The following is a 14,052-nucleotide window of genomic DNA, read 5'->3' as shown; positions in this document are numbered from 1 at the left end:
TCTCTCTTCACGCCGCGACACCGCGCGGCTGGTGCGTTATCTAATGACGATTCGGGCGTCCTCAGGGCGCCAGCTCACCGTGAGTTCTTCTCCGACCGCGAGGCCCGGAAGCTCAATCTCTCGAACGAGGCTCGACAGCGACACCTTCAGCGTCGTACCCGAGACATTGACGTGAACTTGCCACTCCTCACCGAGGAATGTCAGCGACTCCACTCGTCCGACAAGTCCCTCCCCGCCACGACGCATTTCGATCCGCTCGGGGCGGATGAGCATCGTGCCCTGCTGTTCGCGGGTGACGTCCTCGGCGAGGACCCCGTTGAGCGTGCCGATCCCTGCGACCGTGGCGGCAACCTGTGTCCCTGCCGCACCGCCGGGTACAGTCACGTCGATCAGGTTGCAGCTGCCGATAAATCCGGCGACGAAGCGGGTCTGCGGCTGATCGTAGATCTCCTCCGGGCTCGCGACTTGCTGCACAACTCCCTCCGACATGACCGCGATGCGGTCAGACATCGTCAGCGCTTCTTCTTGGTCGTGTGTGACATAGATAAAGGTGATGCCGACCTCGCGCTGCATCCGCTTAAGCTCGAACTGCATTTCCTTGCGCAACTGCTGATCGAGCGCCCCGAGAGGCTCGTCGAGCAGCACCACCTTTGGCCCCGAAACGACGGCTCTCGCGAGCGCGACCCGCTGCCGCTGGCCGCCTGAAAGCTGGTCAGGTTTGCGCTCACCAAGGTGTGCAAGCTTCACGAGTTCGAGTGCGGCCTGCGCCCGGGCGTTCGCCTCGGCTTTCGCCACCTTGCGCACCCGCAGCTCGAAGGCAACGTTCTCAAACACTGTGAGGTGGGGGAAGAGCGCGTAGCTCTGGAACAGCATGTTGAGGTCGCGGTTGCGCGTCGGCACGTCCGTGACATCAACTCCGCCAAGACGCACTCTGCCCGAGCTGGGGGTCTCGAATCCGGTGATCATACGCATCAGCGTCGTCTTCCCGCAGCCCGAGGGACCGAGGATTGAGAAGAACTCATTGTCGCCGATCTCCAGGTCGAGCGGCTGGACGGCGAGGTGGTCACCGAACTGCTTCGATATGCCGGAGATTTCGACGGCGGGTGTGGATGTGGTGGTCTGCGTAGTCATAAAACTCTTCGCTTCTCGCTCGAACTCAATCTGGGTGCCCGGTTAGGAGGCCTTCACCCGGGTCCAGCCGTCCTGGTAGAACTTCATTGCGGGGCCAGGGTCAACGATGAAGTCTGCCTCGGCGACCTGCTCCTCGGAGGCGTACACCGCCGCGTTGCTGAGCAGGCTCTGGTCGGTCACGTGCTCCGCAGCCGCGGTGTTCGCGCTCGCAAGACCTGCATCGTTGGTCGCCATTGCACTGATTTCGGGGCGCAGCAGGAAGTTAATGAACTCGTAGGCGGCCTCCTGGTTCGGAGCGCCCTTCGCGATCGAGAGGCCGTCGACCCAGAGGCTGCCGCCCTCTTCTGGGAGCACGTAGTGGACCTGCTCGTTCGCGGCAACGATCTTCGCGGTCTGGGTGCCGCCCCACGCCTCCGACATGCAGACGTCGCCGTTTGCGACGAGGTCGCCGTAGTTGCTCGAGTTGTAGCCCGACAGGATTTCCTTCTGCTCGATGAGCGACTTCGTCGCCGCAGCGATCTCCTGCTCATCCTTACTGTTGGCGGGGTACCCATTCACCTGCAGGCCAGCAATGTAGGCGGCGAGCATGTTGTCGAGCATGTTCACCTTGCCCTTCCACTTCGGGTCAAACAGCGATTCCCAGCTCGTGATCTCTTCGCCGCCGGTGCACTCGGCGTTGTACAGCAGGCCCGTCGTGCCCCATACCCAAGGCACCGAGTACTCGAGCCCCGGATCGTACGATGGGTCTTTGAACTTTTCTGCGATCTGGTCGAGCCCCTCGATCTTCGCCTTATCGAGCGGTTCGAGGAGTTCCTGGCCAACGAGCTGCTGCACCGCGTACTGGCTCGGCTCGACGATGTCGTAGCCGGAGTTTCCCGCGGCAAGCTTCGAGATCATCGTCTCGTTACTGTCGAAGTTGTCGACGTTGACCGTGATGCCAGTTTCTTCGGTAAACGCGTCAAACACCGACTGGGGAATCTCGTCCGCCCACGCGTACACGTTGAGCGACCCAGCGCCCTCATCTCCGCCCGCACTCGAACATCCGGTGAGTGCGAGCGCGGCGAAGATGCTTGCTGCTGCAACAGTCTTCTTCTTCATGATTTTGTTCCTTTCACAGAGGGGTATGGTCTGGCCGCGGCGATGCGGCTAGGACCGTGAGTCGACGAGAATGCGGCGCATCTGAGAGACACCGACCGCGAGCACAATGACGAGGGTAAGCAATATGAGCAGTGCACCGAGGGCGTTGATGCTTGGCGTGAGCCCGGTCTTCAAACTCGAGTAGATCTTCAGCGGCAGTGTGGTCGATCCGACGCCGCTGAGGAAGGTGGACATGACAATGTTCGAGAAGGACGTCGTAAAACTCAGCAGCCAGGCAGCGACAACCGCGGGCCGCAAGAGCGGGAAGTAAACGCGGGTGAAGGTCTGCCAAGGCGTGCAGCCAAGATCGGTTGCAGCCTCCGGCAAACTCGGATCAAGCATCGCCGCGGAGCTCATGAGGACGAGGGTGGCAAGAGGCAAGGACACGATAAGGTGTCCGAGCACGAGCGTTACGATACCGAGCGGCACCTTTGTCGCGCTGAACACGCTCAGCAGGGCAACGCCGAGCACAATCTCAGGCACGATCAGTGGCAACGCGATGAGTGCCATGAAGCCGCCCTTGCCGCGTCCGCGGTACCTCGCGAGCCCCAACGCGAACATGATGCCGATTGCGGTTGCGACGGTGGCGGCGAGCACAGCAACGATGGCGCTCGTGCGCAGTGTCTGCATGAGCGCACCATCCTGGAACAGGTCGGCGTACCACTGGAGCGTGAGCCCCTCGAATCGGGTGTTTGTACCGGCCGCGTTGAACGAGTACACAATCACCGCGATGATCGGAATGTACAGGAAGACGAACACGCCACGGGCGATGCCGTTCACAATGCGATCCATGGGTTACGCCCCCTTCTTCTTGTTTGAGGCCCGTTTGAGGAGGAGACCGACGAGCGCCATTGACAGCACCATCAGCACGAGCAGGACCATCGAGACCGCCGCGCCCATTGGCTGGTTGCGGAACTCGGTGTAGAGCGTGACGATCAGATTGCCGACGAGTGGGTCTTTGCCGCCGCCGAGCAGGACCGGGATAACAAACACACCCATCGTGGGAATGAAGGTCAGCAGCGCAGCGCCGAGAATGCCGGGGCTGCTCAACGGCAGGATGACGCGACGGTGTACACCCCACCAACTGCAGCCGAGGTCGGTCGCGGCTTCCTTCAACGATCCGTCGATGGAGCGCATCGAGGCGTAGATCGGGAAGATCGCGGTGGGGAGGAAGGAATACAGCAGGCCAAGAATCACCGCAGCGTTGCTCGGGATCATCGAGAACCCCGAAAGCCCAAATATCCCCAGCACGCCTGCGATCGGGCCTCCGGAGCCAAGGATCGTGATCCACGCGAACGTGCGCACGAGGAAGTCGGTCCAGAACGGAATGATCACGAGCAGGAGGAGGAAGCCTTGCTTTCCCTCAGGGCGCGACACGATGTAATACGACGTGAGGTAGCCGATCACGACGCAAACGAGGGTATTGAGTAGTCCAAGACCAAGCGAGAAAAACAGGGTCTTTGAGTAGACCGGGTCGAGAAGTTTCGCGTAGTGCTCGAGCGTAAACCCGCCGACAATCCCGCCGTAGTCGTCTGCGACAGCGAAGCTATTCCGCGCCACAATGAATAGGGGCAGAATGCCGAGGAGCACGACGGAGGCGACTCCAGGTATCAGAAGTAACAGCGACCCGCGTTTCGGGCGCTCCTTACGACCAAGATGTATCATCCGTGTCGTCGTTGCCACGTCGCTCCTTTGCTCTTGCCAGTCATCGTTGGTGTCCTTCAAGTGTGGCCCGTCAGCGGCGCTGACAGGATCGGTTGGGCTGCTGATTCCGTGGAAGATCGCGGAAATGCTTTCGAAGATCGCGGTGGGCCCGCTCACGCAAGCAGCATGCAGCGGCCACGCTGCTCTCACGCTTCGTGATCAGAGCGGCGCCATCTTGCGACCGGCGCGTGAGTGCGCCTACATGCTCGACGTAGCGAGGCAGAACAGAGGTGTGCGTTTGAGAGTTGAAGAGAACCGGCTAGGGCAGACGAACACAGCGCCCAAGCATGGGTGCCGTAATTGAAAGTCGGCTCGGCACTCGGACCCCGCCCGGACAGCTCCCGCTGTGGCTAACGCATCCCCTCGGCTACCAGCGCGATCGACTGCTGCGCGATCTCCGCTTCCTCATCTGTCGGAACGACGAGGACGGTGATCGCCGAGTCATCGGCGCTAATGACCCGGGCGCCACTCCCCGCGGCCTCGTTGCGGGAGGCGTCGAGCTTCAGCCCGCACCATTCGAACCCGGCGCAGATGAGCGCGCGCAGGTCTGGGCCGTTCTCCCCGAGTCCTGCGGTAAACACGACGGTATCGGTTCCGCCGAGCACCGCGAGGTATGCGCCAAGGTAGTGCCGCGCGCGGTGAACGTACACGTCGATCGCGAGGATCGCCGCCTCGTCGCCGCTCGCGGCCGCGGCGCGCACGTCACGGAAATCGTTCGAGCCTGTCATGCCGAGAAAACCTGCGCGCTTGTTGAGCTCCTGGTCGACCTGGTCGACGCTGACGCCGCGGCGCAGGAGGTGGAAGATGGCCCCGGCGTCGATGTTTCCGGATCGCGTTCCCATGACGAGCCCCTCAAGCGGCGTCAGCCCCATGGAGGTGTCGACCGACTGGCCACCGTCGATGGCGCAGATGGATGCGCCGTTTCCGAGGTGGAGCACGATCTGCTTCAGCGACTCGAGCGGCTTGTCGACGTGGGTCGCCGCTCTCCGGGAGACGACCTGGTGCGAGATCCCGTGGAACCCGTACCGCCTGATGCCGTGGTCAGCCGCGAGTTGCGTGTCGAGGGCGTAGGTGTATGCGCGGGCAGGCATGGTCTGGTGAAACGCGGTATCGAAGACAGCGACGTGCGGCAGCTCCGGGAACACGGCGCGCGCTGCAACGATGGCGGCATAGTGCCCCGGGTTGTGCAGCGGGGCAAGCTCGGCGAGTTCGAGGATTCGCGCCGCCACCGCGTCATCAATGAGGGTCGGGGCGATGAAGTCGCTGCCACCGTGCACGACCCGGTGCCCAACCGCGACGATGCCGAGCTCGTCGATTGGCGTCCCCGCTGCCCTAAACTCTTCGACGATCGCGGCAAAGCCTGCTGAGTGGTCGGGAATGTCCTGCTCCGTCGCCGACTCTCCGGCCGCCCCCTTATAGACGACGCGGCCTCGCCCGCTCTCGCCGATGCGCTCGACAAGCCCCTGCGCAAGCCGGTCGCCGCTCTGCTCGTCGATCACCTGGTACTTGATTGACGATGAACCCGAGTTCACCACGAGCACCGCGTTCATCGCTCACCCGCCTGCACGGCCGTAATGGCAACGGTGTTCAGAATGTCCTGGACCGTCGCCCCACGTGAGAGGTCGTTGACTGGCTTGTTGAGCCCCTGGAGCACGGGCCCGACCGCGATGGCCCCCGCCGAGCGCTGCACCGCCTTGTACGTGTTGTTGCCCGTATTCAGATCGGGGAATATGAACACCGTCGCGTGCCCAGCAACCTGCGAACCAGGGAGCTTCGACGCGCCCGTCTCGGGATCAATTGCCGCGTCGTACTGGAGCGGCCCCTCGACGAGCAGGTCTGGGTGGGCTGCCCGAACCAGGGCGGTTGCCTCACGGACCTTGTCAACCTCGGCGCCCGATCCTGATTCGCCCGTCGAATACGACAGCATCGCAATGCGCGGATCCACGCCGAACTGCGCGGCGGTCTCAGCCGATGAGGCGGCAATGTCGGCGAGCTGCGCGGCGTTCGGGTCCGGGTTCACCGCGCAGTCACCGTACACGAGGACCCGATCCGCGAGCGCCATGAAGAACACGCTCGACACCACGGATACGCCCGGCTTCGTCTTGATGAACTCCAGGCTCGGGCGGATCGTATGCGCAGTCGTGTTCGCGGCACCCGAGACCATGCCGTCGGCGAGGCCGAGGTGCACAAGCATGGTTCCGAAGTAGCTGACGTCGACCATGCGATCCCGCGCGTCCTCGAGCGTGACGCCCTTGTGTGCGCGAAGCTTCGCGTACTCCGCAGCGAATTCCTCGAGGAGCGGCGACGTCGCCGGATCGATAACCGTGGCGCCGTCGATCGCGAGACCGAGCTCCGCTCCGCGCTTGCGGATGACACTCTCCTCGCCGAGCAACGTGAGCCGGGCGACGCCGCGGGCGAGGAGCGTGCTCGTCGCGCGCAGGATCCGGTCATCGTGGCCCTCAGGCAGCACGATGTGGGCGTTGGCCTGCGCAGCCCTGGCGAAGAGGTCGTACGCGAACATCGCGGGCGTGCGCACGCTCCCACGGTGCAACCGCAGTCGCTCGCGGAGGTCCGCGGTATCAACGTGCGCGTCGAAAAGCGCGAGCGCGGTATCGAACTTCACCGGCGATTCCTCGGTGAGGAGCCCGCGCGCGTGCACCACGCGCTGGGCGGTTTCGAAGGTCCCGTGCGGGGTCCGGATCACCGGGAGCACCGCCCCCACGCCGTCGAGCAGTCGCTCGACGTCTGACGACATCTCGAAGTCGCCGTTGAGCACGACGGCGCCGAGCGTCGGGAACCCTTCGGCCTCGTGCGCGATGGAGACCGCGAGGAGCGTCTCAGCGCGGTCCGCTGCAATGATCACCACGGCGCCCTCAAGCAATCGCGGCAGCACGTTCGTCATCGACATGCCCGCAACCACAATCTGGCTCACTTCGCGGCTCAAGAGCTCTTCACTGCCGCGGACCAGCTGACCGTCAACGGCACGCATCACCTCGGCGACTGGCGGGGCGACGAGCATCGGCTCCTCTGGGATCGCCCACACCGCGCTCCCCTCCGGCACGACCGCCGAGACCGCGCCAACAATCGCATCAAGCGCGTCTCCGTCGGCCCGGTTGATGAGCGTCGCGAGCACGCTCGCATGCTCGTCGTGAAGTTCCGCAACGCTCAGCTCGACAACCTTGGCGAGCTCGATCGCCGAGCGCGCGCTCGACTGCCCAAGCACTTCCTGATCGGCCATGTCACGCCCGCCAACCACCAGCAGCACCGGAGAGTCGAGGTTCGCGGCAATCCTCGCGTTCGTCGCGAGCTCCGTCGGGGCCGCAACATCCGTATAGTCGGACCCGACGACGACGATCGCATCGCACTGCTCGCGGAGCGCGCGGTAGGCGCTCACGATACTCGCCATCGCCTCCTCGGAATCGCGCGAAAGCTCCTCGTACGTGGTGCCAATGCAGTCGTCGTACGACGCCGTGGCGGTCGCCCTGCCGCGCAAAAGCTCAAGCACGCGGTCGCGCTCATCGCGAGACCGGATGACGGGGCGGAAAACGCCCACGCGCGGAACGTCAGCCTTCAGCGCATCCAGCACGCCGAGCGCCACCGCGCTCTTGCCCGTGCGACCTTCGGGGGACGTGAGATAGATACTTACTGCCACACCCTCAGTGTATTCGCCGCCCCTTCCCAGCGCGCGGCGGATGTGAAAGCTGCAGCTTACCCGCGGATACGCCGAAGGGCCGGCCTCCCCTGTCGGGGAGACCGGCCCGGTTAGGGGTGATCATGCGGTGTGGCCATCGGAGCGCCCCACCGGGGTGTCACGTTAGCCGCGCGAACGCGCAGCCGTGAAGCCCGCGGCGAACCCGCGTTCGAACCCGCGCCCATGGTGACGCTCGGATCGCTGGCCACCCTCGCGGTGTCCGTGGTCGAAGCCGGTGGCGTGGCCGAACGCAGGGCCGCAACCGCGATGGCCGGTGCCGTGGCCGTGGCCGAAGCCGCGATCCTGACCGCGACCGTAGTCGCGTGCTCGGCCGTAGCCGCGCTCAGCGTCGGCGCTGCGATCGTAGCGTGCGTCCCGGCCGAGGTGCTCGCGGCACCCCTGGAACTCTCGCCCGCGCAGGGAGTCTGGCCGGCTGTGCCAGTCACCGCCGAAACCACCGCGGTTGGCGTAGCCGTGACCGTGGCCACGGTGTCCATCGACATCGTGCCCGCGGCCGTGTCCGTAACCGCGCCTGTGGCCTCGCCCGTTGGCCCAACCGTCTCGGCGTCCGCTGCGGTGCATGCGCATCTCCTCGGTCCAGCCGAGTTCCTTCGCAATTGCTTGCAGTGAGTCGGTCGTGGTCATGAGGTCTGCATGAGAGACGGAGCCGTCGACCCGATCCTGAACGTCCTGCGCGATCTGCTGAAGACGCTCACGCGCTGCCTGTCCGGCGTCGGTGAGAACCCAACCTGTGGACGAAGCTGCCTCCCCGTTCGGAGCCTCCCGGGTGATCCAGCCGCGGTCGGCGAGGGCCCAGAGGCGCTTGCTGTGCCGTTCGAGGCGTGCGCGCTTCTTCTCGGACAGCTGCTCACCCGACGCGAGCAGGGTCAGTACGCGAAGGTCTCGGCGCGAGGCGCCCGCCTCGGCAAACCTGGCGTCGAGCTCGCGCGCAATGAGTGTGTCGACCGCCCGCAGCCAGTAGCGCATTGAGCGAACCGGGCCAGCATCAGGTGTCTGGTTGGCGGTGGCGGTGGTCTGTGCATCGGTGTCGTTGATGCCTGTGTTGTTGAAGTCTTGAGTGTTACTCATGGTGAAGTCCTTTCGTGCGGGATCTGACCCGCTCCGCATGCCTCGTTCGTGAGCCGCAACTTTCCATGTCACTTTGCATGCATATGTATAGTGACATGCATTTCATTCCATGTCAAGAGACATGTAAACTTTTTTTATGACTTCCTCGCCGAACTCACAACCCCAACAGCCGGGCCAGCCCACTGCGGCCGACGCAGACGCACTCATCGAGGCACTCGCTAAGATGCGCGGGCGCAGAGGCCGACGCGGCCCCGGTGGTCATGGCGGGCCAGGCGGCCACGGCGGGCCAGGTGGGTTCGGTGAACGCGGCGGCTTCGATGGACATGGCGGCCCCACCGACCGCGGCGGAGCTGGCCCGTACGGTGCATTCGATGGGCCTGGGCGCCGCGGAGAGCATGGGGAAGGCAGCGAGTTTGGCCACGGAGAGCACTGGCGGTTTCGCGGCGCCGGACGTGACGGGCACCACCCAGGGGGCACCCCGTCCCGGGGAGCCTGGGACCGCGACGGCCACGGCGGCGGACGCGGCCCGGGTGGACGCGCCGGTCGCGCGGGAGGTGCGGCGCTCATGCGAATGCTCGGCGTCCTCGCGCACTCCCCCGAACCGCTTTCGATTAGCGAACTCGCGGACCACATCGGTGTGGATCAACCGCGCGCCTCCCGCCTCGTGCAGCAGGCCGTGGCGCTTGGGCACGCTGAGCGCGAAGCCGATCCCGCTGACGCGCGGCGCACGCGGGTACGGCTCACAGAGGCCGGAGAACAGCTCGTCCACGGCATGAGGAATCGCCAGCGCGACGAAGCCGCGACGGCCCTCGCAGCGCTGGACGAGAGCGAACGTTCCGAATTGCTGCGCTTGATCGGGAAACTCGCGGACGCCTGGCCCGCACCCTGACAAGGTGCGGACGCCTATGGGCGTCGATAGCCGCCCGCCCACGGGGAGGGCAAGCGATCAGCGATCAGCGACCCGCCAGACCACAGCTTTCTCGCGAGATCACACCTTATTCACGGTGATTTTCGTGTGTTGAGGCGAGAAAGGGGCTCTCTTGCGGTGGGACCTGGGGCGCGGCGTGTTGGCCGGGCTGGAGCCAGGCCAGGCCGGGACGACCAGAGCAGCGTCCAGACGCGAAAGCGCCCCCCACGCACCCGATAGAGCTCCGCTACCCTTGCTCCGTTTCCGGCCTGGGGGAGTTCACAAAGATATCGCCACGTGAGGGGCACCAACTAGTCTAGCGGATTACGAAGCACCCTTCGCGCCACCATCGGCGGCCGCGTCAGACGCTCCGGCCGCGCCGGGTCCACCAGCACCAGGCTCAGCACCAGCACCAGGCTCAACGGCAGCACCAGCACCGGGCACCGGGATCGCGCCGGTCGCGGCAACTGGCTCGCCGGTCAGCAGCTCCTCGGCGTGTTCCTCGTCGACCTCGCCCGCAAACTGCGACTGGTAAAGGTCGTAGTAGGCGCCGCGCTTCTCGAGCAGCTCCACATGCGAGCCCTGTTCGACGATGCGTCCAGCCTCCATCATGAGGATCGTGTCGGCGTCGCGGATAGTCGACAACCTGTGGGCGATCACGAACGACGTGCGGTCAGTGCGGAGCGCGCGCATCGCCTGCTGCACGAGCACCTCGGTGCGCGTGTCGACCGACGAGGTCGCCTCGTCGAGGATGAGCAGTGACGGGTTCGCGATGAACGCGCGCGCGATGGTGAGCAGCTGCCGCTCGCCCGCCGACAGCGACGAACCGTTCTCCGAGATCACGGTGTCGTAGCCCTCAGGGAGCTGCCTGACGAAGCGGTCGACCATCGTGGCCTTCGCCGCCTCGACGACTTCCTCATCGGTCGCGTCGAGTCTGCCGTAGCGGATGTTCTCGCGGATGGTGCCGTCGAACAGCCACGCGTCCTGCAACACCATGCCGACGTGGGAGCGGAGCTCCTCGCGCGACAGCTTGGTGATGTCGGCGTCATCGAGCAGGATCCTGCCACCGTCGATCTCGTAGAACCGCATGATGAGGTTCACGAGGGTCGTCTTACCCGCGCCCGTCGGGCCGACAATAGCGATCGTGTGCCCTGGGCGCGCCTCGAGCGAGAGGTCCTCGATGAGGGGCTTCTCGGGGTCGTAACTGAACGAGACCCCCTCGAATCGGACGTGACCGTCGGTACGGTCGGGGAGGTCGAGCTCGGCGTTCTCGGGCTCCTGCTCCTCGGCGTCGATCAGCTCGAACGTGCGCTCTGCCGAGGCAACGCCCGACTGCAGCATGTTCGCCATGCTCGCGATCTCGCCGACTGGCTGGGCGAATTCGCGGGAGTACTGGATGAACGCGGTCACGTCGCCGAGCGTCATGGTGCCGCTCGTCACGCGCAGCGCGCCGACGACCGCAATGAGCACGTAGATGAGTGACTGCACGAAGTTCATCGACGGCATGATCGCTCCGGAAAGCGCCTGCGCCTTAAACGACGCCCCGAAGAGGCCCTCGTTGCGGCGGTCGAATTCCTCGGTCATCGCGGCATCGCGGTTGAAGATGCGCACGAGCTCGTGGCCCGTGAAGGACTCCTCGATGTGCCCGTTGAGCTCGCCCGTGTGCTTCCACTGGGCCGCGAACAGCTTCTGCGCGCGCACGCCGACAATGCCGACGATGACGCCGGACAGCGGCAGCGCGATGAGCGCGATCAGTGCGAGCTGCCATGAGACGACGAACATCATCGCCATGATGCCGACGATCATGAGGAACGACTGCACGAGCTGCGAGAACGCCTGCTGCAGTGCCTGCTGGATATTGTCGACGTCGTTCGTGACGCGCGAGAGCACGTCGCCGCGCTGCCTGCCGTCGAAGTACGACAGCGGCATGCGGTTGATCTTCGCCTCGATGTCGGCGCGGAGCTTGTAGACGACGCGCATGACCAGGCGGTTGAGGATGAACCCCTGCAGCCACATCAGGAGGGAGGAGACGAGGTACAGCCCGAGCACCACAAGGATGAGCATGCCGAGCAGCCCGAAGTCGATGCCCTGCCCGGGTACGACGTCGGCCCCTTGGAGCATGTCTGCGAACTGGGTGTTGCCCTCTGCGCGGAGCTGGGCGACGATCTGATCGAGCGGCACCCCCGCGGGGAGCTGCTTGCCGAGCACGCCGTTAAAGATGACGTCGGTCGCGCGACCGAGCACCTTGGGCGCAATCACGGACAGGATGACCGAGCCGATGACGAGCACGACAACGAAGCCGAACTTGCCCTTCTCGGGCGCGAGCAGCCCGACGAGGCGCTTCGCCGAGGGCCAGAATGCCTTCGCCTTGCGCGGCGGGGCGCCCTCGCCGAACATATCGCCGCCGTTTCCGGGCTCGAAGTTCTCCCAGTCCTCCTCTACTTCTTCGACCGGGGTGTTCTTGGCCTTGACGGCCTTCTCTCGCTTTGCCATTACGCGGCCTCCGCTTCCTCGAGCTGCGAGCGGACGATTTCTTGGTAGACCTCGTTGTCGGTGAGCAACTCGTCGTGCGTACCGCGCCCGACGATCTCACCGCCTTCCATGACGAGGATCTGGTCTGCTTCGGTGATCGTCGAGACGCGCTGCGCGACGATGATCGTCGTCGCGCCCTCGGTCGCGTCCGGCAGCGCCGCGCGGAGCCGGGCGTCCGTCGCGACGTCGAGCGCTGAGAACGAGTCGTCGAACAGGTAGACGAGCGGCTTGGCCACGAGGGCGCGCGCGATGGACAGGCGCTGTCGCTGGCCACCGGAGACGTTGGTGCCGCCCTGGGACACCGGCTCGTCGAGCCCGAGCTCCTTCTCGCGCACGAAGTCCTCGCCCTGTGCGACGCGCAGCGCCTCCCAGAGTTCGTCATCGCTCGCGTCCGTGCGCCCGAAGCGCAGGTTCGTGGCGATGGTGCCGCCGAACAGGTATGGCCGCTGCGGCACGAGGCTGATCGACTCGGCGAGCTGCGCCCGCGTGAGCTTGTCGACGGGGGCGCCGTCAATCGTCACCGAGCCCTGCTGCGGGTCGTACAGGCGCAGCATGAGGTTCAGGAGCACGGTCTTTCCCGCGCCGGTCGATCCGATGATCGCTGTCGTCTTTCCGGGCTCGGCGACGAAACTCGCGCTGTTGATCACGGGCGTCTCAGCGCCGGGGAACCCGAACGTGACGTTATCGAACTCGATCCGGCCGGCCGCCGGCGTCGCAACCGTCTCGCGGTCGGGGAACGTCTGCGAAGACTCGGTATCGAGCAGCTCGCGAATGCGCTCGGCGCACACGACGGCGCGCGGGATCATCATGGTCATGAAGACGCCCATCATGACCGCCATCAGGATCTGCATGAGGTACTGCAGGAACGCGGTCAGCGAGCCGACCTGAATGTCGCCGGCTTCCACCCGGTAGCCGCCGAACCAGAGCACCGCTCCGGTCGCGAGGTGCAGCACCATCATGATGATGGGGAACATCATCACGAAGATGTTGCCGACCTTCAGCGAAACATCGGTAATCTCGCGGTTTGCGACGTCGTAGCGCTTGGTCTCGAAGGGCTCGCGCACGAATGCGCGCACCACCCTGATGCCCATGATCTGCTCGCGCAGCACGCCGTTGATCGCGTCGACCTTGTCCTGCATCACGCGGAACAGGGGCAGGAGCCGCCAGACGAGCAGGCTCACGATCACGGCGAGCACCGCGACCGACGCCCACACGAGCCAGGCGAGGCCCGCGTCTTCGCGCAGCGCCATGATGATGCCGCCGATCATCATGATCGGCGCGGAGACCATGAAGTTCAGGGTCATGAGCACGAGCATCTGGATCTGCTGCACGTCGTTCGTGCCGCGGGTGATGAGGGTGCCAGCGCCGAACTTGGTTGCTTCGAGCGTCGAGAGCGAGTCGACCTTGCGGTACACCTCGCGGCGGAGGTCGCGGCCGATCCCCATCGCGGAGCGCGCGCCGAAGTACACGGCCCCGACCGCGACGAGCACCTGCCCGAACGCGGCGAGCAGCATGATGCCGCCGGTCCGCCAGATGAAGTCGGTATCGCCGACGGCAATACCCTTGTCAATGATCTGCGCGTTCAGGCTGGGCAGCCACAGGGTTGCGATCGTTGAGAGGAGTTGCAGCACGAGCACGGCGACGATAAACGTCCAGTACTTCTTCGCGTGTTTTAGGGTCAAAGAAATGAGGGCCATGGGCTTCCTTCTTATGCGACGACAAATGATCTTCTGAGCGAGCCTGCATGCCCCCGACCACGCACAGCTAACCGGCTAATGGTACAAGACTACTCGGACATTTCTAACCCACCAGGGTTTGCAGCGAATCTCATAGCGATGCAGTAGCAGAACTGCAGTAGCGG

General features: G+C 64.9%; 10 protein-coding genes and 1 other RNA gene. 1 reads left to right on the top strand and 10 read right to left on the bottom strand.

The window, feature by feature from the left end; genetic code table 11:
* Positions 1–36 precede the first annotated feature (36 nt).
* The 7 genes from BJ960_RS01505 to BJ960_RS01475 form a co-directional block, all read right to left on the bottom strand.
* The gene (locus tag BJ960_RS01505; protein WP_185985971.1) at positions 37–1,131 is read right to left on the bottom strand and encodes an ABC transporter ATP-binding protein; all 1,095 of its coding nucleotides are present in this window, start codon (positions 1,129–1,131) and stop codon (positions 37–39) included.
* A 42-nt stretch (positions 1,132–1,173) separates the two neighbouring features.
* A complete protein-coding gene (locus tag BJ960_RS01500) occupies positions 1,174–2,229 on the bottom strand; it encodes an ABC transporter substrate-binding protein (protein ID WP_185985970.1) in 1,056 nt (351 codons plus the stop codon).
* A 48-nt stretch (positions 2,230–2,277) separates the two neighbouring features.
* Positions 2,278–3,060 (bottom strand): ABC transporter permease, encoded by a 783-nt coding sequence (locus BJ960_RS01495; protein ID WP_185985969.1) that lies wholly within the window; start codon positions 3,058–3,060, stop codon positions 2,278–2,280.
* A 3-nt stretch (positions 3,061–3,063) separates the two neighbouring features.
* Positions 3,064–3,951 carry an ABC transporter permease gene (locus BJ960_RS01490; protein ID WP_307814702.1) on the bottom strand — a complete coding sequence of 296 codons (888 nt, stop codon included), beginning with the start codon at positions 3,949–3,951 and terminating at the stop codon, positions 3,064–3,066.
* 371 nt (positions 3,952–4,322) lie between these two features.
* The gene (locus BJ960_RS01485) at positions 4,323–5,522 is read right to left on the bottom strand and encodes an acetate/propionate family kinase (RefSeq protein WP_185985968.1); all 1,200 of its coding nucleotides are present in this window, start codon (positions 5,520–5,522) and stop codon (positions 4,323–4,325) included.
* The gene (gene pta / locus BJ960_RS01480) at positions 5,519–7,624 is read right to left on the bottom strand and encodes a phosphate acetyltransferase (protein ID WP_185985967.1); all 2,106 of its coding nucleotides are present in this window, start codon (positions 7,622–7,624) and stop codon (positions 5,519–5,521) included. The genes BJ960_RS01485 and pta overlap by 4 nt, the downstream gene beginning before the upstream one ends.
* A gap of 162 nt (positions 7,625–7,786) precedes the next feature.
* Entirely contained in the window at positions 7,787–8,752 is a 966-nt protein-coding gene (locus BJ960_RS01475; RefSeq protein ID WP_185985966.1) for a hypothetical protein, read from the bottom strand.
* Between the two features lie 136 nt (positions 8,753–8,888).
* Here BJ960_RS01475 and BJ960_RS17110 point away from each other — a divergent pair, with 136 nt between their 5' ends.
* Positions 8,889–9,641 (top strand): MarR family winged helix-turn-helix transcriptional regulator, encoded by a 753-nt coding sequence (locus BJ960_RS17110; protein WP_307814701.1) that lies wholly within the window; start codon positions 8,889–8,891, stop codon positions 9,639–9,641.
* 231 nt (positions 9,642–9,872) lie between these two features.
* Here BJ960_RS17110 and ffs read toward each other — a convergent pair.
* The 3 genes from ffs to BJ960_RS01455 all read right to left on the bottom strand — a co-directional run bounded on the left by ffs (position 9,873) and on the right by BJ960_RS01455 (position 13,888).
* Positions 9,873–9,969, bottom strand: an RNA gene (gene ffs, locus BJ960_RS01465) — signal recognition particle sRNA small type.
* A 14-nt stretch (positions 9,970–9,983) separates the two neighbouring features.
* Complete coding sequence (locus tag BJ960_RS01460; RefSeq protein ID WP_185985965.1) at positions 9,984–12,152, bottom strand: ABC transporter ATP-binding protein; 2,169 nt, start codon at positions 12,150–12,152, stop codon at positions 9,984–9,986.
* Positions 12,152–13,888: an ABC transporter ATP-binding protein gene (locus BJ960_RS01455; protein WP_185985964.1), complete on the bottom strand. Its 1,737-nt coding sequence runs from the start codon at positions 13,886–13,888 to the stop codon at positions 12,152–12,154. The genes BJ960_RS01460 and BJ960_RS01455 overlap by 1 nt, the downstream gene beginning before the upstream one ends.
* Positions 13,889–14,052: the final 164 nt, after the last annotated feature.

Origin of the sequence: Leucobacter aridicollis (genome assembly GCF_013409595.1) — a bacterium.
Classification (GTDB): domain Bacteria; phylum Actinomycetota; class Actinomycetes; order Actinomycetales; family Microbacteriaceae; genus Leucobacter; species Leucobacter aridicollis.
This window is presented reverse-complemented; position numbering and strand designations above follow the sequence as displayed.